Genomic DNA, 21498 nt, shown 5'->3' on the forward strand with positions numbered 1-21498 from the left:
ATGGGTGACGACGAGCTTACGCCGGCCGAAATGTCACGTCTGTGGGCTGAAGCGCTGGTCCGCGAGGTAAACGCACTGGCGCACACCACCAATGGGCTGTTCAAAGCGGTCGTCAATAGCGAGGCCTCGAATCTTCCGCAGATCGTCCGGGTCAGCGCTGCGCGTCGAAGCGGTCCGACCTTGACGGTCGTCGTCGAAGAGATGCAGGCGTTCTTGTCGATCGACTCCGCGCCGGGCGTGTTCGTCACCTACGAGTTCGAAGGAGCACCAGCCGACCTCGGGCAGGGTGTCGAAAGCCGTCAACGCGGCCCTGAGCCTGGCGGGACCCATGCGCTGAGCGAAGCGGACTTGGTCGAGCACGTCGATGCAGTCATGAGATTCGGGTTCTCGCTCGTCAGGTTTCCGCTGTTCGAGCGACTCAAGATCTTCGGAGGTAACTCGGGTGTCGCGCTGAGCTGGGTCAATTTCGATATTTCTTGGCCCCCGGTACTCGTGCGAAAATGGAGGCCGTAGTTTCGCCGCGGACGAGAAGGTGCTGTCGCCCGTATGATCAAGAACTGCTGGTGCGGTGCTTATGAGAGCAGCGACGGTCGCCGGATCTGGTGTTCATGACACCAGGCTGTGGCGTCGTGACGGGGTAGCCCAGTTCCCGCTTCTTCCTCTGGCGGCGAGGGTGCGGCCGTCCGGGCTGAACGCGAGCCCGGCGCCGGTGCCGCCCGTGGCGGCACCGATCTGCTGATCAGTGTCGGTGTTCCACAACGGGGCCATCCCAGCGCGGCACGCACCACTCCTGAGACGACCCCGCCGATGATGGTGTGGACGAGGCTACGGGGGTTTGCGGTCTCTGCTGCCGGTCATGAGTGCTCCAGCCGTCGGTGTTCTGTCGGTGAATCACTGTGCCTGTCGTCGCAAGGCAGCAGGGGGTTCCGAACGACTTCGGACGGGAAGTCCCATCGGTGCAGGTGAAAGAGGTGCCGGGAAATCCCGTTCAGAACGGCACCGGCCGGGGAACGGCACAACATGGGGTCAGGCGGTGTCCTGGGGGAGGTGCAGGTGTCCGGTGATGACGTCGTGGGCTACGTCGGTGATCGCTCGCTGGTGGCTGAAGGCGTGCGCCCTGAGGCGTGCGAGCGCGTCGTCGACCGGGATGGCGAGGCGTGCAAACAGGATCCCGGCGGCCTGGTGCACCACCGCCCGGTGAAACGAGGGGGCGTCCGGGTCGCTGCTGTCGGTGTCCCAGGCCATGACGTCGGAGCGGAGCAGGTCGGTGAGTGTCATGGCGGCGGCTACCTGGACGTCGCTCATCGGCGCTGCTTCTCCTCGATGGCACATCATCGCCCCGACGCAGGTCGGTCCGTGGAGCACGGGGAAGGCGAAGACGGCGTGCACGCCGAGTTTCAGGGCGCAGGCGGTGAACCCCGGCCAGCGGGAGGTGGTGGCGAGGGAGGGACACAGGATCGGCCGGTGGCCGGTGATGGCGTCGAAGACCGGTCCTTCTCCTGTTGTGAACTGGTCATCGTCGAGCCGGGCGCTGATCTCGTCACTGAACCAGGTCATCTCGACGGTGGCGGCGGTCGTCACGGATGTGGTGATCCCATCGACGCCCAGCAAGGCGAAGTCGATCCTGCTCGTTGTTATCCTGTCCTCCAACCTCGAGTGAGGCATACCGTGGCGGCTCGTGCCGACAGCCCTCGGAGGCGGTGTCCAGGCGAGCGGGCCTTCTGGTGACGGCTGGTGCAAGGCCTCACTTCGGGTACAGAGCGTAAGAAAACGGATTCTCAGGGGGCAAGTGATGTCATCCTGCTGGCCGACAGGGCATTCGGCGGGGATGATCACCAGATTATTCTGTGAAGAATGTGTCGATGGTGTCCGCGTGCTCAGTGCATTAACGTAATCCTCCAGCTCATTGTGAAGCTTGCAAGTTTCCCGCGCCCGATGTGGGCAGTGGAGAAATGACCGGAGTGTTCGGGAGGCGGCGGTGGCCACTGAACGCGAGGTGCGCATCGCTGACGCGGTACTCGATCTCTCCCATCGGGCGGGCGAGCCCGATGCCCTGGACTTGCTCGGTGGTCTCACTGTTCACGTTCGCGATCTGCTGACCGTCCAGGCTGTCGCTATCACCCAGCTGGACAGGCGGGGACGGGCCGGCAGTACGGTCGCGTCGACCGACCTGTGCCGTGATCTGCTGGAGACGCAGCTGGCGATGGCCGAGGGGCCGTGCTGGGACAGCATGCGCAGCCGGGAAGCCCTGGGGCCGGTCAGATGCGGCTCGGGAGATCCGCGGTGGCCACGGTTCGACCGGTCTGCCGGGGAGGCCGGTGTCGCCGCGGTCACGGCGATTCCTGTACGCACGCAGGATGCGAAGGCGGGTGTTCTGATGCTGGTGAACACCCAGGAGCCGGTGCTGTCGGCACTGGAGGTGCGGGTGGCCCGGGCCCTCGCGGACGCGGTGACCGCCTGCGGCGCAGCCATCCGGTGTGCACGACGGTGAATGAGAGACACCGCATCGTCGATGAGCACGCGAGGCCAGCGCCAGGGGACCAGTCGCCACGCAGCGTCCCCTGTTGAAGACGCTCGTCTCGGCGCGCGCATGCTCTCTCACAGGCTCGACCGATTCCGGCGCGGGGCGCGGGTGTGGAACCCCGTGAACCCCTAGCGCGGCGCGCTGGCGATCCTTGGGACGCTGGCTGGATGTCTCTAGGCCCAGTGGAGCATGCCCTCGGTGGTGACCGTTGGGTGTTTTTCGCCGTAGGGAAGGTCGGTTCCGTGGGCGTAGGAGTCGAGTCGTTCGGTGATCTCGGTGAGCATGTCGGTCACGCTGCCCCAGTGGGTCGCGCTGAAGCCGTCACCGGGTGCCATGATCATGATCATGCCGTGGTCGTCGCCGCTGCGCAGGTCAACGCAGAGGGCGGCTCCGGTGCCGTCGGTGCTGATGGGGACCAGTGCTGAGCAGAAGGGACTGCCGTCCTCGCCTGCTTGGTTCTGGTGTGTTTGGTCTGGGCCGCAGCAGGTGGGGTCTGTGGCGGTCGACTCGGAGAGTCGTTGGTATTCCTCGCGGGCGCGGCTCGCGGAGAGGGGGACGAACCGGTTCGGCACCAGAGTCCCGGCTCGTTGGTCGTGGCGGTCGTCGACGCCGTCCGTGAGTGACCACCAGTCGACGAGATCCGCTGGCAGGGACAGTCCGACGACGCGCTCGAGACCGCGGATCTCCTCCGCGGGACCCGCTGGGCGGATCGCCCGCGAGGTTGCTGGGGCGTGTTCCTGGAGCAAGGTCGTTATCTGCTGCCATAGCTGGTCGACCGGTGCAGTCACAAATGCCACCTTCTCGTCGGCGTGCATCCGAATGGGGTGCGGGCGGGGTGCGTCCGGCCGCACCGGGACGCACCCGCCTTGTCAGTCAGGCGACCGTGGCAGTCTAGGGGGTGATGGGAACCCAGAAACGTTCTTGGTCGTTCGGGTCCAATTCCTGATTCCACGGTGGGATGAGGCGATCCACGTCGAGAATCCGGTGGGTTTGGTAAAGGAGTTCAGCCGGTTGCCGGCCTCCTGATTGTGTGCCCTGTTCACGAGCCGTACGGCGAACTCATCCCGGTACTTGTTCGGGTCGAAGACGCCTCCCGGGTCACGCCAGCCGGCGGCTCCTTCGTAGGTGGTGGCGTAGGAGTACTCGTCGCAGTCGACGTCCGGGCCTTCCTCGGGGAGCGCTGGGGGCATGTTCGGCCGTGTGTAGCACACGTCGCGTGCCGTGGCGCGGTTTCGGTCGCGGATGATGTCGTGGCCTTTCGCCACGGCCACGCGGTGCAGGGAGTCGGCATGCAGTGGACTGCCGCCGAGTAGTCGCTTGCCTGCTTTGGGGGGCCAGGAGGCTCCGGGGTTGGCGCGTGCCTCGTCGACGAACACTGCGTGGCGTGCGACCTTGGGGTCGCTCTTCGAATAGGCGATTCCCGGCACGGCACGGTCGAAGATGCTGCCTTGTTTGTCCCACAGGTAGTACGCGCTGTCGAAACGCAGTCCACCCTCGTAGGTCTTCTTGGTCGGGTCGGTGTTCACGCCGGGGAAGTCGAAGTCGTACTCGAAGTGGAACACTCCCTGGGCGAGCTGTTCGCCGTACTGCACGCTGGGGCTCTGTCCTTCGGAGAAGAGCTCGTAGTGGACTTGCGGGTCGAGGCCCCATCCGATAAAGCTCTTGTCGTGGCGCTCCAGGGCACTGTTCGGGTAGCAGGCCCGATCGTTGTCGATGCCGATGTCGACCCGGTATTCGCCGGCGCATTTGACGGCGATCTCCATCTCACTGCGCGGGTCGAGGAAGATCCCGTTGGGTTCGAGGACCTGGGCGGTGAAGCGGAAGTCGGCGAAGCGCCGCGTGGGATTGCCGGGGTATGGGCCGATCTTGCCGTACCCGATGATCGTGTTCTGGATGGTAGCTGTGCTGGTCAGGCCGGTCGTGACATCGTAGTACGAGATCGGGAACAGGAACTTCTGGCAGTACGAGAACCTGTTCTTGATCCAGCCGATCGGCCTGGCGGCGTCGTCGTTCGCGCGGCAGTCGGGGTACTCGATGTACTGGTAGGGATTCTCGGGCTTGGCGCCACGATCGAATTGGGCACTGTCCACGCCGTAACCGGGATCCTCGGTCGCCGCTGTCCGCCGGGTCGATCTGTCGACGTTCTCGGGATCAGGTCTCAACCCGAGAGCATCCAAGTTGCCATCTCGCTTAAGAACCTCTTCAGGGGAACTGCGCCCGGCTGCAGCCGGTTGATCGATAAGGCTCTGGCCACCCTCGCCGAGCGCCGCGGGCTATGGCTCGGCGACGACCTCACCCGCACCGCTCTGATCGCCAACCTGATTGAGCAGCCCCGGAGGATCCGCTCGCCGAGGTTCTGCTCACCGGTACCCCCCGAACTGCCCGCGTTCCCGAATGGGACGCTGTACCGTACCCGCGCCGATCAGAACCCTCGCGAGGGCTTCGCGTCACGCCGGAACTGGTGCATCACGGAATGCGCGCAGGGAGAGGCCACAGTCCCATGCCAGATCCGGAACGAGGCCCAGGTCTTTCCTTGCTGGCAAAAGAATTTCCGGCTGAGGGCCTGACATTCGGTCGATCCGGCATTGTGACTTCAGACATTCGTCCAGGATCGGGATCGGCGGTTGCACCGCCGTGGCGGCGGTGCCCAGTGCGGTCCGGTCGGCGTCGACAATGATGCGGTGGTCCAAAATTGACAGATCCCGCGCTAGTTCTTGCGAAGGTGAGGAAGCCTTCGGCTCAGGCAACGCCCTTCACGCTCTTTGCCGAAGTGGTTATGATCGATGTGGTGAAGTGATCATCGTCCTCGTCCGGATCATCGGGTTTCACGCAGCGGGCGCGACCACCTGGACCGACGAGGCCGGGTTGGCGGTTGGTGATCGGGGTTCGATGGCGTACTGCCGGCCCGCGACTTTGTCGAAGGCGCAGACATGATCGGCTGGTCGAAGTACGCGTCGTCCGGTTCGGTCTCCGCGATCCCGGCGAGCCGGTCGCCCGGCAGTGGTCCGCCCTCCGCGGGCTCATCGTCGGGTGTGGCGTGGGGAACCTCCGTCGCGGCCCGCCGGAGGTCATCGATGGTCTTGCCCTGTAGGGACTCCATGGCCCGATCGCTGGCTTCGGTGAACGCCTCGCGGTATGCGGCGCCGGTGACCGCCTCGCGGAGCGTCAGACGACCGGCGAGTACCTCGCGTGCCATTTCGGCGATGACCGGATGGCGACTCTTCGCAGCCGCTTGGAGCGCCGTCTCGTGCAGTTGCCGGAGTTTCTCCGGATTCACGGCTGGCAATGACGTACCGCTGGGCATCTCGGTCATGACAGGCTCAACTCGTCGGCAGCGGCAGGATCCGGGTGCTCCCATGCCTTAATCTTGTCTCCATCTGTGTCCGGCGCGGGAAGCTTCCTCAAGGTGCACTCCGGAAAGTCTTGCATGTTCCAGGCGGCAACGTAGGTTTCGATGATCTTTGCGTAGTCGAGAGCACAGTTGACGACCATGATGAGGTTGTTGACGGTGTCCACGAGGGCGGGGGGTGACGCGCCGGTGAACAGTAGGAGCAGCGCGTCGACCGCGAGGTCGATCGCCGTGTTGATTTGGTCGTTCAGCACCTGTTGCTGCTCGTACACGTACTCAACGTAGAGTTTTACCAGCTCGTAGCGTAGCTGGTAGGTCTCCGCCTCGACCTCGGTCGCCTTCTGCAGCTCGGTGAAGTACCGGATAGCGTTGTCGGCGGCGTTGCCTTCCCATACGTCGGGGAGCTTCAGCAGCGCTGGGTTGAGGTTCTCTGCCATGCCTTTCGCGACGGCGCCACATATCTTCCACTCGAGTGCGGCCTGCGCGAACTTCTCCCACTCGCCGTTGAACAGTTCGTTCATCCAGGTGAGCGGGTCCCAGCCGAACGTCGTCTTCATCCACGAGCGAAGGTTCCCGATGGCACTGATTTTTTCGGTCAGACTCCGATAGTCGTCTTCTATCCACCACCCCTTCGGTTTCAGGTCCTTCACTTCCTCGTCGGTGTGCTTCAAGTCGTGCAAGGGGTGGTACTTGAAGCTGGCCTTCGCGGAATTGTCGGGCGGGGCATCAATCTCGCCCGCCGGCACAGGGTCGTACTTGGCGTCCAGTGCTGCGGCGTTCGACTTGTCCTTGCTGTCGTAAAACCTCGCGGCCAATCCGATGGCATCGCGCGACTGGCGCGCTATCTCTTTCAGCTCACACGCGCGTGCGTACATCTCGTCACACCCCTCGTCGTAGGCGCCGGAGAGGTACATCAATAGCCCTTGCTCGTGCACGTCCAAGTTGGGAATGTCCAAGTTGCCGTTCACCAAGAACTGCGCGTCGCCAGCATACTCGTCGAGAAAGTCGAAGAAATCACGTAGTGCGTCTGTTTGGACCTTGAAAGACATCTGTGCTCCTCCTGCGCCGGCCGTCCGAGGCCCGTATCCCGCCGATTGCTACCGGCACCATCATGCTGACCCGACCCTGTAGGCACCCTGTGTCGGTCTTGAACCCGCTTACCCACATCCGCTATGCAGGCAAAGTGCTTTCACTTTGATCTCCTTCCGTTGTCCAGCTGGGCGTGGTGTCCCTGTTGCAGGCCTTGGTTCCACCGCCCGGACTGTGAGCGGGAGCGTCACTGCTTGACGTGACCGCGAGAACTGACCACGCTGGACTATTCTCCCGACCCAGTGTCGGCGATTCTCCGAGCTTGTCCGGAGTGGTCTCTATGGTGGCAGGCTCCCGATCACCCGCAGCTACGCAAAGAGGCTATGGCGACTGGCTGGAATCGGCCAGAACTTTGCGCCCTGTCGAAAACAGTCCATTGAGGACGCGCTCGCGCACTGTGGAAAAGTGCCGTGGCTCTCCGGGCTGGCTTGGATGGCACCGCACGTCCGCGCCGCTCGTCCGCACAGTCTCCCCAAGCCCTGTCTTGGGCAGCGGGACAGTGTCAGTCGCATGCGAACATGTGTTCTATTGCCGTGCTAGGGTGCGCGGTTGATCGAGGTATGAAGCACAGGTCAAGGAGGTGGGCGGGCTGAGCTGGCTGGTGCGAGAGCGTGCCACCGGGCATGAGTGGCGCGTCGAGACAAGCGACATGGCTTGGGAGGCAGGCGGCTACGATCCAGGCCGTTTCGAAGTCCACGTCATCGGTGAACGGGTGGTCGGCGCTCCCGACGGCTACCCAGGCCCGATGTCTTCGGCGAGTCCCGCCGGCAGCAGGAGTATGCGGACGCCCGGCGTCTGACACCCCTCCCTGCGTCGACCGCTTGAACCTCGTCTAACCGCGAAATCGCCCGGCGGCTGATAGGGCAATCGGCCCGGTGCGGGATTGGGCCGAAAGGCCCACGAGATCGAGGTCTTCGGACTCCCAACGCGAACGGTCGCCAGGGCGAGGGCGGAGTTCGTTCGGCGACCGGCCTGCGGGAGTGGCTGGGTTCCTTGCCGCCGGCGGCGCGGAGGGTTCCCTTCGCGGTTTTCGACACGAGGCTTCCCCGGGCTCGGTGGCTCACCGGTTCCGCCGCGGTGGGCGCGCGGAAGCTGCTGCTGAAGCGCCGTGGCGTTCCCTTGGTGCCGCCGGAGAGCTTCTTCGTGGACGCCGGCAAGAACGCCACGGTCCTGTGCGACGGCGAGCAGGAACGCGCTGAGGCATGGGGAGCCACGCTCGCCACGCGGCTGATGCAGACCGCGGCTGGCTGAGGGCCTCACGGGTACGAGTCGCCAACCCCAAAGGAAAGAGGCAGAACATGAACGACGTCGAGAACGCGCGCGCGGCCAAGGAAGCACGTGACGCGATCGCTGCCGGATCCGGCTCGTATCGCTCTTCGGGTGACTTGGCGGAAGCGGCGATGCGGAGATACTTCGCCGCGGAATCCTATCGCGCGCGGAAGCGCGAGGAACGGTCCGAAGAGGACGAAGAGCGTCCGATGACCGGAATGGCCGTCCGCGACGTCATGACCCGGGACGTCCACTCGGTGCGGAAGAGCACTCTGATCGCGGATATCGCCGGGATCCTTGCCGGCCGTGGGATCAGCGCGGTCCCCGTGGTGAATGACGACCGATATGTCATAGGGGTCGTCTCGGAGGCGGACCTGTTGCTCAAACACGTCGAGTCGGTCACCGCGTCGAGGCCGAGAGTGCCGGGCATCCGGTCCAAAGCGGACGGGCGAACCGCGGAGGACGTGATGAGCGCCCCCGCTGTGATCGTCGAAGCCGGTCGGCCGGTCGTGGAGGCGGCCCGGTTGATGGTGGGGCACCGGGTCAAGCGGCTGCCGGTGGTCGACCGCCACGGCAAGCTGACCGGCATCGTCAGCCGGGCCGACCTCGTGCACGCCTTCGTCCGGACGGACGCGGAGATCCGGGACGAGGTCCTGCGGGACATCTCGGAACTGACCCGTCGCCCGTCGCGAGGTGAGGTGCGGGCGGAGGTGGAGAACGGGACCGTGACCCTGCGCGGTGAGGTCGAGCGACGAAGTCAAGCTGTCCTGCTGGCGGCGTTGGTGCGTCGGATCGCCGGCGTCGTCGAGATCGTCGATCACGTCCGGTTCGGATGGGACGACGAGGCGAACCGGTGAACAGGGACTCCATAAAGAGGCGACGTCTGGAGGGAAAGCGATGAGCTACGTACGCGACCTGTCGACGGTCAGCCTCGCCGACGCCGAAACGGCGGGCGGCAAAGGCGCGAATCTCGGCGAGCTGATCACTGCGGGGTTTTCCGTCCCTCCGGGGTTCGTCGTGCTCCGCGAGGCATACCTGGCCTCGCTCGACGAAGCAGGAGTGCGCGCTGAGATCGCGGAGCTGCACGAGAAGGCGCTCGCGTCGGCGGATGCGCCGGAACAGCTGTCCGGGTTGTGCGACGAGCTGCGTGTTTTGGTCCACCGGGCGGGGATGACGGCCGGCGTCCTGACGGACGTGATCGAGGCTTACCACGGGTTCGGGCAGTCGACACCGATCGCGGTCCGGTCCTCGGCGACGGGAGAGGACGGCGCGGAAGCGTCGTTCGCCGGGATGAACGCCAGTTTCACCAACGTGTGTGTGGCAACGCCGTCCGGGAGCGGATCGTCGACTGCTGGGCGTCGTTGTTCTCGCCGCGGGTGATCGGGTACCGCGCCGGGCGTGGTTTCAGCGGGGAGCCCGCGATCACGGTGGTGGTGCAGAAGATGATCGCCGCCGATCGCTCCGGAGTCATCTTCACCGCGGATCCGCGTTCCGGGGATCGTGACCGCCTGGTCGTCGAGGCGGTCTTCGGTCAGGGCGAAGCGATCGTCTCCGGGGCGGTGGAGCCGGATAGCGGCATCGTGCGAGTACCCGAAGTCCCGGGTGAGTGATCGGTGAGTCGCTGCCCGCCGGGCGCCAAGGTCAGTCACTCCGGCGTCCGCGTATTTCGGGGTCGGCTTGATGACCAGCCCGATGGCGAGGTTGATGATCGCCGTCGCGAGCCAGGCGTCGCGCTGAGACCTGGAGTGGACGCTTCGGCCCGAGGTATTGTCCGGTTCGTGCGAGGCTACTCGAAAGCCCACTTGATGCGTACCCGCGAATTCGCCCATGTGCGGTACTCGAGAATCATGTTGATCAGAATGGTCAAGACCGCGGTGAGGAACGTCGTGCTAGCCCGGTCGAGGAATCCTCGCCAATAGTCGTTGGTCGTCGAAGAAGTGACGAGGAACAGTGCGATCGATCCGATCAGGGTCATCAGGGTGAACAGCGCCAGAATGTATATTGTCATGAGTTCGCGCCTGCGCTCCTCTCTGAGGTAACGCCAGAATCCGTAATCACGCATACGCCGGACCCTGCCCGCGACCATTCGTTCCTCGCTGTCGAACCTGCGAATGACCACCTCCGGCTCGAATCCCAGATCGCGCTCGAACTCGGCGCCGAACGCGTCCGGGAACTTGACGACCACTTCCTCGGCCTCCTCGCGCAACGTCTGCAGATCGTCGTGCAGGAGGCGGATATGCAGGCGATTGCGGTTCTCGTGGCTGACGATGCCCCAGGTTCCGGGCCTGGTGCTGATGAGCACCGGATTGGCTCCGGCCACCTGCTCACGGATCGTCGATGGCAGTCTGTCGATGATTTCCGCCAGCTTCACCTTCGAGAACTTGACGTCGGACGGCATCCACCCCAGCCCGGCCAGAACATTTCTGACACCTTCGTTCGAAGCATCCGTATGCGGATGGCCAGGACCGCCTGTTATATACCTGAGCAGCAGGCGCATCCGATCTCCTCAGTCGTTGACCGCGCAGTGTGTCTAACTCGACCGGCCGGATAGTCGCCATTCGGGTTTCGGGCGTTACAGGTGGCGACTCGCAGAAAGCCCCCGTCAGCTGTTCGAAAGTGTCCATAACGACGTTCTGCGGGATGGTGCCTGCGCACAGATGGCATGGCCGGGCGAACGAGGGACTGGTCCGATCGGCGAGTTTCGAAGGACCAAGGTCCCCAGCCGAGTACGTCGAAGATCACTTGGTGCCGTACCCCGTTCCCGGCAGGATCGGAGCGGAGCCCGGCCGTGGCCGCATCGGGGCCTCCGCAAGGCCTGGTCCTACTTCCCGAAGAAGGAGAACTCCTTGCTGTCCCCAGCATCCGCCGTGGTGGTTCGTGCCACCTTGCCCGTCGTACGCGCGCACGCCGTGGAAATCACCGGTGAGTTCTACTCGTCGATGTTCACCGCGCATCCGGAACTGCTCGACCTGTTCAACCAGGGCAACCAGGCCGACGGCAGCCAGAAGCTCGCACTGGCTTCGGCCGTGGTCGGCTTCGCCGAGAGCCTGCTCGCCGAAGACGGCGAGGCGTCGTTCGAACACGTCGCCGAGCGGATCGCGCACAAGCACGTGTCGCTCGGCATCCGGGCCGAGCAGTACCCGATCGTCGGTCACCATCTGCTCACGGCCGTCGGCACGGTACTCGGTGCCGCGGTCACCCATGAGATCTCCGCGGCGTGGCACGAGGTCTATTGGCTGCTCGCGTGCCGGCTGATCGCCGCCGAAGCCCGCCTCTACGAACGTGGTGACCTCGATCCCGCCGGTCTCTGGCGCCGCTGGCGGGTGGCGAAGCGCCTTGATGAAGCCGTCGACGCGGTGTCGTTCACCCTGGTGCCCGACGACGGCGCGGCCGTCCCGGACTTCGTGCCCGGTCAGTACGTTTCGGTCGCGGTCGACCTGCCGGACGGCCGTCGCCAGCCCCGCCAGTACTCGCTGTCGCACGGCCCCGGGAGGCTCGCTGCGGATCACCGTCCGCCGGGTCCGCGGCCGCGACGGCGCTCCGGACGGCGCGGTGTCCACCCACCTGCACGATCACGTGACCGAAGACGAGACCCTGCTGCTCGGGCCGCCCGCGGGCGAGACGACCCTCGACACCGGCGACGGACCGGTGCTCCTGGTCAGCGCCGGGATCGGGATCACCCCGATGGCCGCCATGCTGGATCTCCTCGCCCGCATCCAGCCGACGCGGCAGATCATCCTCGCCCACGCCGACCGCTCGCCCGCCCACCACGCATTCCGCCGCGAATGCGCCCAGACCGCGACGGGGCTGGGCGAGGTCGACGAGTTGTACTGGTACGAGTCCGGCCACGACGACCGCTCGCAGCCCGGTTTCATGGATGTCGACGCGCTACCGCTTCCTCCGGACACCACCGCCTACCTGTGCGGCCCCTTGCCGTTCATGCACGGAATCCGCGCCGGGCTGATCCGCCGAGGCCTAGCCGCCGAGCGCATCCACTACGAGGTCTTTGGCCCCGGAATGCTCGACCGGGACTGACTCCCTGCCGCCCACGGTCCCCTTTGGCATGGTGGGCAGCGGGTTGGCAGGTGGCGGAGTCGGCCTCGCCGTAACCTATCGCTGCAACAATCCCAACGGCTCAACCTATGCTCCCTTCGACAAGCACAGACTGAGCTGCCCGAGCCGCAGATTGGACGAATATGTCAAAGAACAGTGCGGGCTACATTTTCTTGATAGTGCTGGGCGGAACAGGAGTCGTATTTTGGGCCAACCAGGTTCCTTCGATCGGGATTCCCCTGATCGGTGCCGCGATCGGCGCCCTACTGGGCGCGGCAATTCGCTCGCGCAAATCTAAACGACGAGTTTAGTGCTGGACAGCAAAGTTTTGCCGCCACCCTAGTTCTGGTGTCGGCGAAGCCGGCCCTGGAACTCCGGCACGGACGGAACATGGACCAGCGTGACGGAGATCGGTTCCACTGGCGGGCCTTACGTTCACTACGGAACGTAGATTGCATTGCTGACCCCGAAGGTTCCGGTGGTCTGAGACTCGCGGTCATGCCGGCCCAGCGTCCTGTTCGGGGAGCATCGGCTTGTTCGTCGCCGCGCATGACGTAGACCTCCAGCAGCTCGCGGTACCGGCGCGCAGCGCGATGCGTCGGGCCCCGCGGAGCAGGGCTCGTTCTCGGGACCGCCGGTGATCGCGGGAAACACCCGTTCACGAGGTTCCCCGGTACCGAGGATCGGTCGCTGCGGCAGCGCTGCAGCGTTACGTCTACTTGGGCGGCCACCCGCTGCCGAGCCAGCTCTCGTAAGGCCGTGAGATTGCCGTCCCAGAAGTAGTTGGCGAGCGCGGCGTCGACCTTCTGCGCGGCGCCTGCGACGTAATGTCGACGAGCTCCACCTGTTCGGCCCGGCGAACCACCTCGTCCGGAATCGTCTCGCGCTACTGGACGCCGGTGATGCACTGGACGACCTCATTGAGCGACTCCAGATGCTGGAGGTTGACCGTGGGCAGCAGATCGATTCCTGCTGTCAGCAACTGCTCGACGTCCGGCCACTGTTTGGCGTTGCGCGAGCCGGGCACGTCGGTGGGGCGAGTTCGTCCACCACCACGACCTCGGGCGCACGAGCCAGGACCGCGTCGAGGCCCATCCCCGTGAACTCGACCACGGTGCTTGATCCGTTCGCGCGGCACGACCTCCAGGCCGGCGGTCTTCGTGCGGCCATGTGTTTCGACATAGCCGATCACCACATCGGTACCGCGTTGCCTGCGTCGATGCGCGTCGCCGAGCATGGCGGGGGTTTTGCCGACGCCGGGTGCGGCTCCGAGGTAAAACTTCAGTTCGCCCCGTTTGGCTGTTTCCGCGGTCTCAGTCAGCCGGCTGGCCGTCGGCCGGATACTCAGCTGTGGGCGTGGCCGCCACGCGGGGTGTATTTGGCGACGAAGTGCGCTGTGGAGCTGGTCAGTGGCCCGGTGGGGTGGTGGGGGTCGGTGAACAGTGCGAGGGGCATGAAACCGGCGAGGGTGGCGTAGAGGTCGAGTTCGAGGGGGAAGAGGACACGGCGTTGGAGCAGGTCGTGTTCGGTAGTGCCGTCATCGAGTCGCCAGGTGCGGTGGACGGTGGCGATCTGTGTACGGGGGTTCCAGTCGTGTTCGGTGGTGACGTCGGCGTGGAGTCCTGCTGCGTCGATGCGGCCGTGGCTCGGTGTGGTTGTGGTGGTGGGTGCTATTTGAGTGACGATGATCAACAGTGCGCCGGGGTGCGCGTGGGCGGCGAAGGTGGCGAACGCGGCCTGGATGTCGTTGTTGTGGTGCAGGTAAGCGAGGGTGTTTCCGAGGCACGTGATGACGTCGAACGTGCGGTTCAGTCGTAGGTCGCGGAGGTCTCCGATATGGAGTTCGAGGTCGGGATACCGCTGTCGTGCGTGTTCGATGAGTGCTGGTTGGAGATCGACGCCGACGCAGCGGTGGGTGGTCGCGAGCTGGGCGAGGTCGCGGGCTGTTCCGCAGCCGAGGTCGAGGAGACTGCCGGTGGCTACGGTTCCGTGCTGGTCGATGAGGCGCCGGCAGGTCGCTGCGGTGGCGCTGTTGCGGGTGAGTGCGTCGTAGAGGTCGGGGCGCCGGTAGGCGATGTTGTGGGCGGCCAGGTTCATGCGGCCCGCGTGGTGGTCGGGGCCTGCAGTGATCGGAGGCCGACTTCGAGGACGAGGGTGTCGCACAGCACGGACGGCACGGTAGCGCTCTGGCGGGCGCGCTGCACGGTGCGGCGGAGCGAATCGGGGTCGATGAAGTCGTGGTCTGCGAGGAGCATCCCGTCGGCCAGCAGACGCTCGGCCAGCTGGAGTCCGTTGTGTCGCAGGCCGTGTTGCATCAGGCCTCGGAAGTGCTCGGTTCGCTGCGGGTGGGTGACCAGGGACGGTAGGCCGGCACGGGTGAGGAAGTCGCGGTAAAGCTTTTTGTGCCTGCGGAGTTCAAACGGTAGTTGCTCGGCGAACCGGACCAGGGGCTGATGAGTGAAGGGGGCAACTGGCCAGATTCCCGACCGCAAGTAGGCCGGGTGGTGGACGGCGAACCCCATGAGGGTCGGTGTCGGTAGCACGGCGGAGGGCGCGAGGTTGTCGTCGATGTGGGCGACCGCATCGCGGGCGCGTGGCCCGAGCCAGGAGACGTCGCTCAGAGACAGGGGCGCTGGTGGGGGTAGCTCGTCGATGCGGGGTGCCATGATCTCGTCGCCGCCGTGGCCGGTCAGCATGATCTCCACGCCGCTGCAGGTTGCTCTGTCGACGAGGGCTTCGAACGCCTCGCGGTAGAATTCGCCGCGCGGGTCGTGCGCGGCGCCGCTGGCGCGGATGCCGCTCTCGCAGAAAGGCGCGTGGTCGTGAGCTGAGACGATGTCGTCGACCGCTCCGACCTGTTCGGTGATCGTCACGCGACGGCGGTGCTGCTCCGCGCCGAGGGCGCCGTCGACGATGAGGCCGAAGGTGCGCAGCGGAGCCGGGGACGCCATGCGGGCGGCGACCGCGATGGTGGCGGAGTCCAGGCCGCCAGACAGCTCCAGGCCCAGCGTGGAGCTGCTGTCCTGCCAGGGGCGCATCGCGTCGGCGAGCAGATGGCCGAGTGCGGCTGTGGTGTCGACGCCAGGCCGTAGCGTCCGTGCCCGGGTGACGTGCTTGGCTGGAGGTGGGTACGTGATGTTCAAACCAGACGTGGTGAACGTCGCGGCCGCGCGTTCGGTCAGCGCCATCACGTTGGTGAACAACGTGTCGCTGCTGTAGCGGTGCCGCCTGGTCAGAACGCGGGCCACAGCGCGATCGAGCAGGCTGGACCGCTGTGTGTGCCTGCGGAGCGTGGGCAGGTCCCAGGTGCCGCGCAGGGTGTCTCCGTCGACGGCCAGGTAGAGCGGCACGGTTCCACCGATGCCCGCAGTGAGGGTGATCTGTTCTGGTCGGACCTGGAGTAGCAGGGCGTCTCCCCGCGCGTCACCCATCACGCTCGTACCGCCACCGATACGGCTCGCCTCCGGCAATGACAACCGGGTCGCGGCGTCACGGACCAGGACCGTGGTGGTCCCCAGACGGTCGTCGATGTCGTGCCGCAGTGCCGGATGAACGACCGGTCGAATCCAACAGTCCCCACGGCGCCATCGGTCGGTGTCCCAGTGCCACGTCGAGGCGATGTCGGAGTTGAGCGTCAGGCGAAACGAGAGCATTGCGGAGTAGCTCCTTTCCGCGGCGCGGCTCGGGCAGTACACACCGCCCGAGCCGCAGCGGTGGGTGGCGGGTCAGCTGGCGCAGTGGTCGCCCTTGTCGGCACCGTCGGCATCGCCGGGCATCTTCGGTGCGTAGAGCCCGTCCATCGAAGGCACCCCGAGCACCAGCTCTCCGGTGAACATCACGTCCACGTCCATCGCGTTTCTCCTTGTCGGTTCGCGCCCGTGGCGGCATTCCCATGTCGGAACGGACAGTTGGCTGTTGCGAGTTCAGTCAACGGCTCACTGGCTCGCGGCAGCCAGAGCAAGAACCCGGCGTCGGCTAGGCATTAACCAGGCATGTAGCGTCTGACCTGCATAAACGTCGCTGTCGAGGTGGTAGTCCGAACGGGTGCAGCTCACCGAGAGGTAATTAACCTTGGCCCCCGGGTGGCTATCGTGATCGCTGACCAACAGGGCGGGTGGTGTCGATGAACAGCCGACGAGTCGCGCTTGCCGCACGGCGAAAAAAGATGAGCTACACACAGGAAACTCTCGCGGCCGTGCTGAAGGTCGAGTGTTCCACCGTGAGCCGCTGGGAACGGGGCGAGGCGACGCCGAGCCCGGCCTACAGGCCTCGGATCGCGAAGGCGCTCGGCGTGACCTTGCACGAACTCGGTACGTTGCTAGAGCAGGCGTCGGCTCCGGAGCGGTGCCCAGCGACCGCAGCCGTAGTCCCACCCGATCTTGCGGAGGCCGACGACATGAACCGTCGCGACCTGCTGCGCTTGTTCAGCGCGACAGGGGCGCTGCTGGCGCTGCCGGTGGCCGTAGATGCCGACCGGGCTGTCGCGGCGGCGAGCAGCGGCGCTCTCGACCCGGAGGGGGCGGAGGAATTCGCCGCGTTCGCGGGCCAGCTGTGGCGGGTGTACGGCATGGCGTCAAACAAGCGGCAAGTGCTGCCGCTCGTGCGCACTCAGCTCGGCCTGCTCGCCGACGCCCTGCGCCAGTCGCAGACACCCGCGATTCGGCAACGACTGTGCCAGCTGGCCGCGGACTTGTTCCAGCTGGCCGGTGAGATCTATTTCGATGGTGACCGCTACACCGACGCGGCCCACTGCTATAGCCTGGCCGCGGCCGCGAGTAAGGAGGCCGGAGCGCCGGACTTATGGGCCTGTGCGCTGACCCGGCACGCGTTCATCGCCGTCTACGAACACAAGTTCTCCGAGGCCGCACCTCTGCTCGATCTTGCCTCCAACCTCGCCTACAGGGGTGACACCGCTCTTTCGACCCGGCACTGGGTCGCCGCCGTGCAGGCGGAAACCTTCGCCAGACTCGGCGATTTCGACGCCTGCCAGCGCGCGCTCGACACCGCCGCGGAAGTTCAGCATTTAAGAGGACAGGTGCACAACGGCGGCTGGCTCCGCTTCGACGGCTCGCGCTTGGCCGAGGAGCGCGGGACCTGCTTCGTGACACTTGGCCGGCTCGATCTGGCCGAAGCGGCCCTGACCGATGCGCTCAACGGAGCTCTCACCGCCCGGCGTAAAGCCGGCGTCCTGACCGACCTGGCCATGATCGGCGTCCACCGCGCCGATCCTGAGCAGGTCGTCACCTACGCCGACGCCGTTCTGGCCACCGCTCGCAAGACCGGCTCCGGAGTGGTCGCCCGTAAACTGCGCGACCTCCAGCCACACCTTGTCCCTATGCTCGGCGACCAGAGCATTCAGCGACTCGATGCCGAGATCACCGACCTCGTCAGCGGCCACGCCGCATAGTGGAGGAAACCCATGTCCAACGAACGTGGCCGAGTGTTCCGCGAAGCCTGGATCGCCGGAGTCACCAAGCACTACCCCGGCGAACCGAAACCCGGCTACATCACGCCCTGGGACGAGACACCGGACTGGGAACGCGACGCCGCCACAGCCGTCTACGACCAGGTTGCCGCCTTCATCGCCACCACCAACGGCGCCACGACCAAACTCACGCCAGAGCAGAAGGGCCGCTTCGTCGCCCTGTGCTGGATCGGTCAGATCTTCAAACACTTCCCCGACCCGAAACCCTCCTATGTCGCGGACTGGGACGCCCTGCCCGAGTGGCAGCAGGCAACCGACATCGACATCTTCGAACGCATCGAACAGGACGCCTGACCTCCGCCCAGGGTGTGCTGACGTCGTGCCGCTTATGGTCGAGATCAAGGGGCGGTGGATTCGGAGGCGTGGTCTGCCAAGGTACCGCCCGGCAACAGATCGAGCCGGATCCACAACATCCTGTCCGCAGTCGTCTCCTGACGTCCGCTACGACGGATCGTGTCACGGTGGTCGGCTACAGCCTGCGCTAGCGTCCGCAGCGCCGTCCGGATCTCGTCGAACCCGTGGCTCTGCTTGAGGAGGCGGACCCGGTCCTCCAGCTCGGCTCGGCGTTCACACGCGCGGTTCGCGAAGTGCACCGTTCGTGACTTCCAGTGCTCATATTCGGCTGCCGCTTGCCGATACTCCTTGCGGGTGCCCTCGAAGGCGCGCAGATCGGCCTTGCGCTTAAGGAAGGAAACCTCGACCTGTTTGATCAGCAAGCCGAGCGCGCGGTAAGTCTGCCGGAGCCGGTCATCCTCAGCGGTCATCGCTCGCCAGCGTGCGGTGTCAGGATGGTTGATTTCCTGGCCGACCGCGATGACAGCAGCATGCTCATCGTCGATGGCGTAGGGGAGTCTCATGTCCCGGCCGCCGCCCCAGTGGCGCAACGGCTCAGCACGACCGGTTGGGCCTCGACCAAACATCGCTCGGCATCTGCTTGCGTTCGAGAGAGCCATTCTCGTGTCTCCCGCCGGCCGAGTGACAGAGCCGCGAGCTGTTCCAAGTATCGCTCGTAGTAGGCGACGTCGTGTTCTTTCTCGAAGAAGAGGCTGGCGGTGGGTAGCTGGTGGTGGACGACAGGGGGATGGTCCTCGTGCCGGTACAGAGTGAACCCCGTACCGAGATCGGCTACCGGCGCGCCAGCGGGAACAAGGTGAATGTGACACCGGGGAAGCGACGACAGCAGGATCAGGTGCACCAACTGTTCGCATGCGATGACCGGGTTCTCGAGGGTGCCGAGGAGCACTGACTCAGGAACATAAAAGACAAAAGGTCCGGGTTTATGCGTGGAAGAAGGGTTCCTGGTAAGGCGTGCTTGCGCCGCGGCGTCGAGCGCGGGTCCCTGGCAATGGCCATGCTTGCCGAGGTTGGTGTGGACATATGGCTCGATTTGCAGATGGCGGGGGATGTCGACTGCGTCATAGGTTGAGTAAGACGTACTTTCGGCGTCGAGCAGGGTGATGGCGGGAAGCGCGTCGGGAATACCTGCCGGGTGCGGCCTGACCTGGTAGCCGTTGTCGGGGTGGCGATCGAGCGCCACCAGGCGATCGAATTCCTCGGTGGTCGCTTTCGCTCGTGCGAGATAAAGTGCAATTTTCCCATCTGGGAGATTTCGAAAGCCATTCTCCGCGTGTGAAATCGTAGGCTCACCCCAGCCCAGCATGGAGGCCATGTGGGTGGCGAGATAGCCTGCGCGTTTGCGGATTCGGCGAAGTTCGGAGCCCAGCTCTCGTTGCTTGGATAGTGTCCGGTCGGTGTAGGTCAATCGCGAAGGTGGTGATCCAGCTGCGCGAGCCGTGCTTTAATCCAGAGTCGGGTCTCATCGCGACTGAGGGCGAAACCGGTGATGCGTTTCTCATAACTCTCGTAGAAGATGACTTCGGCCTCGTGTTCAAGGAATAGGCTGAGGGTAGGGAGTTGGTGATGCAGCACGGGCCGGTACTCGTCGTGCCGGAAGAAGGTGAACCCGGTCCGAATGTCCGTCAGGGGTGCGTCCGCTGGGACGAGATGGATGCGGAAGTGTGGCAGCGAGGACACGGTCATCAGATGTGTCAGCTGTTGTTGCATGACCGCGGGATTTGCGGTGTTGTCGCCGAGCGCTGCCTCGGAGATGTAGAAGGTGAACGAGCCTGGCGGGTGAAGTGAGGATGGGTGGCGTGAGAGTCGAGTCATCGCCGCTGCGCCGAGTGTCTGCTTGTCGTGCCCGTGCTGGCTGAGGGTGTCGCGAATGTAGGGTTCGATCTGGAGGTGACGTGGTACCTCCATGGGCTCGTAGCTCGTGATGGAGGGACTTTCGCGGTCGAGCATGTCGATGATGGGGAGTTCGTCCGGGAAGCCTGAGGGGTGAGGCCTGACCTGGTAGCCGTCGTCTGCGCGGCGATCCAACGCCACGAGCTCCGCGAGTTCGGCGGGTGTGGCGTTGGCTCGTGCCAGATAGAGCGCAACTTTTCCATCTTCGACCTTGCTGAGACCGTTCTCCAAACGTGAAATAGTGGACGCGTTGCAATCCAGTAATTCCCCCAATGTCCCTCCGTCGATCCCAGCCCGCTTGCGGATTCGCAGGAGCTCGATACCCAGCTCTCTCCTCTTCGCGGTGGATAAAGAATTGATGCTTTTCCTGCTCATGCTCGCAGTTCCTCGTGATATTCTCGGGACGTTACTGGAGGGCTTCGTCGTGTACGACGCCCGCTCTGGCGGGGTTTCGCCACTAATGCCGGATCACGGCTATGCCTGATTCGAGGGTCTCGCGCACGAGGCGAGGCCTGTCGAAGCGCTGGTAGAACAGTTCCAGGTAGAACAGGTCGTCGGACTCGACGTACAGCGGGCCTTGCTCGTCCAGGTTGAGGCCCCACACGACCACGTCGGTCTGGGCGGAGTCGGCGAACCACGCGGCCGCGGCCGCGAAGACCTCGGCGTAGTCGCGACCACTGACCGTCTCGAGCAGGACGGTGTTGTCGGTGGGTTGGTGGGACATGGATTCTGTTCCTTTCGGGGTGTGAGCGGTGGCACGGAGCCTTGGAGTTCTCGGATGACCTGGGGAGCCGGGGGCTATGGCTGTGATGACGGCGGGTAGCAGACGCCGCACCAGGTGACTGTCCGCTCGCCCGTGGGGAACGGTGGGCCGCAGAGCTTCCCGCAGTGGCTCACGCTCACGGTGATCCGGCCGTAACGCAGTCGACGCAGATAGCGAGGCGGGACACGGTGCAGGACAACGCGGCGGAAGAACCAGTACTCGACCAGCTCCGGCCAGGCCCCGTCGAGAGGTCCGCGCATCACCTGGCCGGCCACGCCGGTCACAGGACCGGTTCCTCGGATCCAGGGCGTGGTGCCGGGTCATGAGGCCGCCCGATCGCCCTACCCGCGAGACCACTCCAGGACCGCGTCGACGACCGCGTCCGCAAAGCCGCCCGCAGTCGGCTGGGCGCGAGCTCGAGGTCCCTTACCCACCCGGTCTCCGAGGTAGAGGTGAACGCAGGCCCGCTTGCCAGGAAGCAGGAATAGAACGTCCGTGTCGTTCTCGCCGACCGGTACGTACCACCACGCGGCGGCAAGTGGATCCGCCATGCCGGGGTAGAGCGGATGGAACCCGCTGGCAATGGCGCGCGATCATGCGAGAGGCACTCTTCGACGCTCCGCGGGCGCTCCGATTGAGGCGACGGGTCCGGGTTCATTCGGCCTCGTTCGTATCGGCGGTCACCGGATCCCCGGTCCTCGGCACAGGTATGTCGCTCC

Annotated in this window: 25 protein-coding genes and 1 pseudogene; 10 read left to right on the forward strand and 16 right to left on the reverse strand. The window is 65.2% G+C overall.

Going from position 1 to position 21498, the window contains the following annotated elements:
• Positions 1-513 carry a hypothetical protein gene (locus AMK34_RS21635; RefSeq protein WP_073846574.1) on the forward strand — a complete coding sequence of 171 codons (513 nt, stop codon included), beginning with the start codon at positions 1-3 and terminating at the stop codon, positions 511-513.
• A gap of 513 nt (positions 514-1026) precedes the next feature.
• On the opposite strand, the gene AMK34_RS43010 is transcribed toward AMK34_RS21635, so the two are convergent.
• On the reverse strand, positions 1027-1581 hold the full coding sequence (locus AMK34_RS43010; protein ID WP_158073294.1) for an ANTAR domain-containing protein: 555 nt from the start codon (positions 1579-1581) through the stop codon (positions 1027-1029).
• A gap of 397 nt (positions 1582-1978) precedes the next feature.
• Here AMK34_RS43010 and AMK34_RS21645 point away from each other — a divergent pair, with 397 nt between their 5' ends.
• Positions 1979-2491, forward strand: a complete 513-nt coding sequence (locus tag AMK34_RS21645; RefSeq protein ID WP_073846576.1) for a GAF domain-containing protein — start codon at positions 1979-1981, stop codon at positions 2489-2491.
• A 206-nt stretch (positions 2492-2697) separates the two neighbouring features.
• On the opposite strand, the gene AMK34_RS21650 is transcribed toward AMK34_RS21645, so the two are convergent.
• From AMK34_RS21650 to AMK34_RS21670, 5 genes are all read right to left on the reverse strand, one after another.
• Positions 2698-3339, reverse strand: coding sequence for an SMI1/KNR4 family protein (locus AMK34_RS21650; RefSeq protein ID WP_241832822.1), 642 nt, complete (start codon positions 3337-3339; stop codon positions 2698-2700).
• Positions 3340-3393: 54 nt separating this feature from the next.
• The gene (locus AMK34_RS21655) at positions 3394-4614 is read right to left on the reverse strand and encodes a hypothetical protein (RefSeq protein WP_073846577.1); all 1221 of its coding nucleotides are present in this window, start codon (positions 4612-4614) and stop codon (positions 3394-3396) included.
• 357 nt (positions 4615-4971) lie between these two features.
• Entirely contained in the window at positions 4972-5271 is a 300-nt protein-coding gene (locus AMK34_RS42735; protein WP_143202537.1) for a hypothetical protein, read from the reverse strand.
• A gap of 68 nt (positions 5272-5339) precedes the next feature.
• Positions 5340-5837: a hypothetical protein gene (locus tag AMK34_RS21665; RefSeq protein WP_143202538.1), complete on the reverse strand. Its 498-nt coding sequence runs from the start codon at positions 5835-5837 to the stop codon at positions 5340-5342.
• Positions 5834-6922 carry a hypothetical protein gene (locus AMK34_RS21670; protein ID WP_073846580.1) on the reverse strand — a complete coding sequence of 363 codons (1089 nt, stop codon included), beginning with the start codon at positions 6920-6922 and terminating at the stop codon, positions 5834-5836. Before AMK34_RS21670 ends, AMK34_RS21665 begins: the two co-directional genes overlap by 4 nt.
• Before the next feature lie 689 nt (positions 6923-7611).
• On the opposite strand from AMK34_RS21670, the gene AMK34_RS21675 reads away from it, so the two are divergent.
• The 5 genes from AMK34_RS21675 (at position 7612) to AMK34_RS43750 (ending at position 9841) form a co-directional block, all read left to right on the forward strand.
• Entirely contained in the window at positions 7612-7761 is a 150-nt protein-coding gene (locus AMK34_RS21675; RefSeq protein ID WP_241832823.1) for a hypothetical protein, read from the forward strand.
• 278 nt (positions 7762-8039) lie between these two features.
• Positions 8040-8213: a hypothetical protein gene (locus AMK34_RS43505; protein ID WP_241832824.1), complete on the forward strand. Its 174-nt coding sequence runs from the start codon at positions 8040-8042 to the stop codon at positions 8211-8213.
• A 47-nt stretch (positions 8214-8260) separates the two neighbouring features.
• Positions 8261-9088, forward strand: coding sequence for a CBS domain-containing protein (locus AMK34_RS21685; protein WP_083649941.1), 828 nt, complete (start codon positions 8261-8263; stop codon positions 9086-9088).
• Between the two features lie 40 nt (positions 9089-9128).
• On the forward strand, positions 9129-9611 hold the full coding sequence (locus AMK34_RS21690) for a PEP/pyruvate-binding domain-containing protein (RefSeq protein WP_274534441.1): 483 nt from the start codon (positions 9129-9131) through the stop codon (positions 9609-9611).
• The gene (locus AMK34_RS43750) at positions 9608-9841 is read left to right on the forward strand and encodes a PEP/pyruvate-binding domain-containing protein (RefSeq protein WP_274534442.1); all 234 of its coding nucleotides are present in this window, start codon (positions 9608-9610) and stop codon (positions 9839-9841) included. The genes AMK34_RS21690 and AMK34_RS43750 overlap by 4 nt, the downstream gene beginning before the upstream one ends.
• 176 nt (positions 9842-10017) lie before the next feature.
• Here the strand turns inward: AMK34_RS43750 and AMK34_RS21695 are convergent, their stop codons facing one another.
• Positions 10018-10728, reverse strand: coding sequence for a hypothetical protein (locus tag AMK34_RS21695; protein ID WP_143202539.1), 711 nt, complete (start codon positions 10726-10728; stop codon positions 10018-10020).
• A 349-nt stretch (positions 10729-11077) separates the two neighbouring features.
• On the opposite strand from AMK34_RS21695, the pseudogene AMK34_RS21700 reads away from it, so the two are divergent.
• Positions 11078-12266, forward strand: a pseudogene (locus AMK34_RS21700) (globin domain-containing protein).
• A gap of 904 nt (positions 12267-13170) precedes the next feature.
• Here AMK34_RS21700 and AMK34_RS43510 read toward each other — a convergent pair.
• The 4 genes from AMK34_RS43510 to AMK34_RS43755 form a co-directional block, all read right to left on the reverse strand.
• The gene (locus tag AMK34_RS43510; RefSeq protein WP_073846582.1) at positions 13171-13521 is read right to left on the reverse strand and encodes a hypothetical protein; all 351 of its coding nucleotides are present in this window, start codon (positions 13519-13521) and stop codon (positions 13171-13173) included.
• A 107-nt stretch (positions 13522-13628) separates the two neighbouring features.
• Positions 13629-14381: a class I SAM-dependent methyltransferase gene (locus AMK34_RS21710; RefSeq protein ID WP_083649942.1), complete on the reverse strand. Its 753-nt coding sequence runs from the start codon at positions 14379-14381 to the stop codon at positions 13629-13631.
• A complete protein-coding gene (locus tag AMK34_RS21715; protein WP_073846583.1) occupies positions 14378-15937 on the reverse strand; it encodes an asparagine synthase-related protein in 1560 nt (519 codons plus the stop codon). Before AMK34_RS21715 ends, AMK34_RS21710 begins: the two co-directional genes overlap by 4 nt.
• Positions 15938-16009: 72 nt before the next feature.
• Complete coding sequence (locus AMK34_RS43755) at positions 16010-16135, reverse strand: hypothetical protein (RefSeq protein ID WP_274534443.1); 126 nt, start codon at positions 16133-16135, stop codon at positions 16010-16012.
• A gap of 272 nt (positions 16136-16407) precedes the next feature.
• Here AMK34_RS43755 and AMK34_RS21720 point away from each other — a divergent pair, with 272 nt between their 5' ends.
• Together AMK34_RS21720 and AMK34_RS21725 are read left to right on the forward strand one after the other, a co-directional pair.
• On the forward strand, positions 16408-17691 hold the full coding sequence (locus tag AMK34_RS21720) for a helix-turn-helix domain-containing protein (RefSeq protein ID WP_073847146.1): 1284 nt from the start codon (positions 16408-16410) through the stop codon (positions 17689-17691).
• 12 nt (positions 17692-17703) lie between these two features.
• Complete coding sequence (locus tag AMK34_RS21725) at positions 17704-18063, forward strand: hypothetical protein (RefSeq protein WP_073846584.1); 360 nt, start codon at positions 17704-17706, stop codon at positions 18061-18063.
• A gap of 44 nt (positions 18064-18107) precedes the next feature.
• On the opposite strand, the gene AMK34_RS21730 is transcribed toward AMK34_RS21725, so the two are convergent.
• The 5 genes from AMK34_RS21730 to AMK34_RS42745 all read right to left on the reverse strand — a co-directional run bounded on the left by AMK34_RS21730 (position 18108) and on the right by AMK34_RS42745 (position 21063).
• Positions 18108-18626: a hypothetical protein gene (locus tag AMK34_RS21730; protein ID WP_143202540.1), complete on the reverse strand. Its 519-nt coding sequence runs from the start codon at positions 18624-18626 to the stop codon at positions 18108-18110.
• Positions 18623-19531: a helix-turn-helix domain-containing protein gene (locus AMK34_RS42740; RefSeq protein WP_073846586.1), complete on the reverse strand. Its 909-nt coding sequence runs from the start codon at positions 19529-19531 to the stop codon at positions 18623-18625. Before AMK34_RS42740 ends, AMK34_RS21730 begins: the two co-directional genes overlap by 4 nt.
• Positions 19528-20391 carry a helix-turn-helix domain-containing protein gene (locus AMK34_RS21740; protein ID WP_073846587.1) on the reverse strand — a complete coding sequence of 288 codons (864 nt, stop codon included), beginning with the start codon at positions 20389-20391 and terminating at the stop codon, positions 19528-19530. Before AMK34_RS21740 ends, AMK34_RS42740 begins: the two co-directional genes overlap by 4 nt.
• An 82-nt stretch (positions 20392-20473) precedes the next feature.
• On the reverse strand, positions 20474-20740 hold the full coding sequence (locus AMK34_RS21745) for a hypothetical protein (RefSeq protein ID WP_073846588.1): 267 nt from the start codon (positions 20738-20740) through the stop codon (positions 20474-20476).
• A 74-nt stretch (positions 20741-20814) separates the two neighbouring features.
• Positions 20815-21063, reverse strand: a complete 249-nt coding sequence (locus AMK34_RS42745) for a hypothetical protein (RefSeq protein WP_143202541.1) — start codon at positions 21061-21063, stop codon at positions 20815-20817.
• Between the last annotated feature and the right edge of the window lie 435 nt (positions 21064-21498).

Source organism: Amycolatopsis sp. CB00013 (genome assembly GCF_001905755.1).
In the GTDB taxonomy this organism is placed as follows: Bacteria; Actinomycetota; Actinomycetes; order Mycobacteriales; family Pseudonocardiaceae; genus Amycolatopsis; species Amycolatopsis japonica.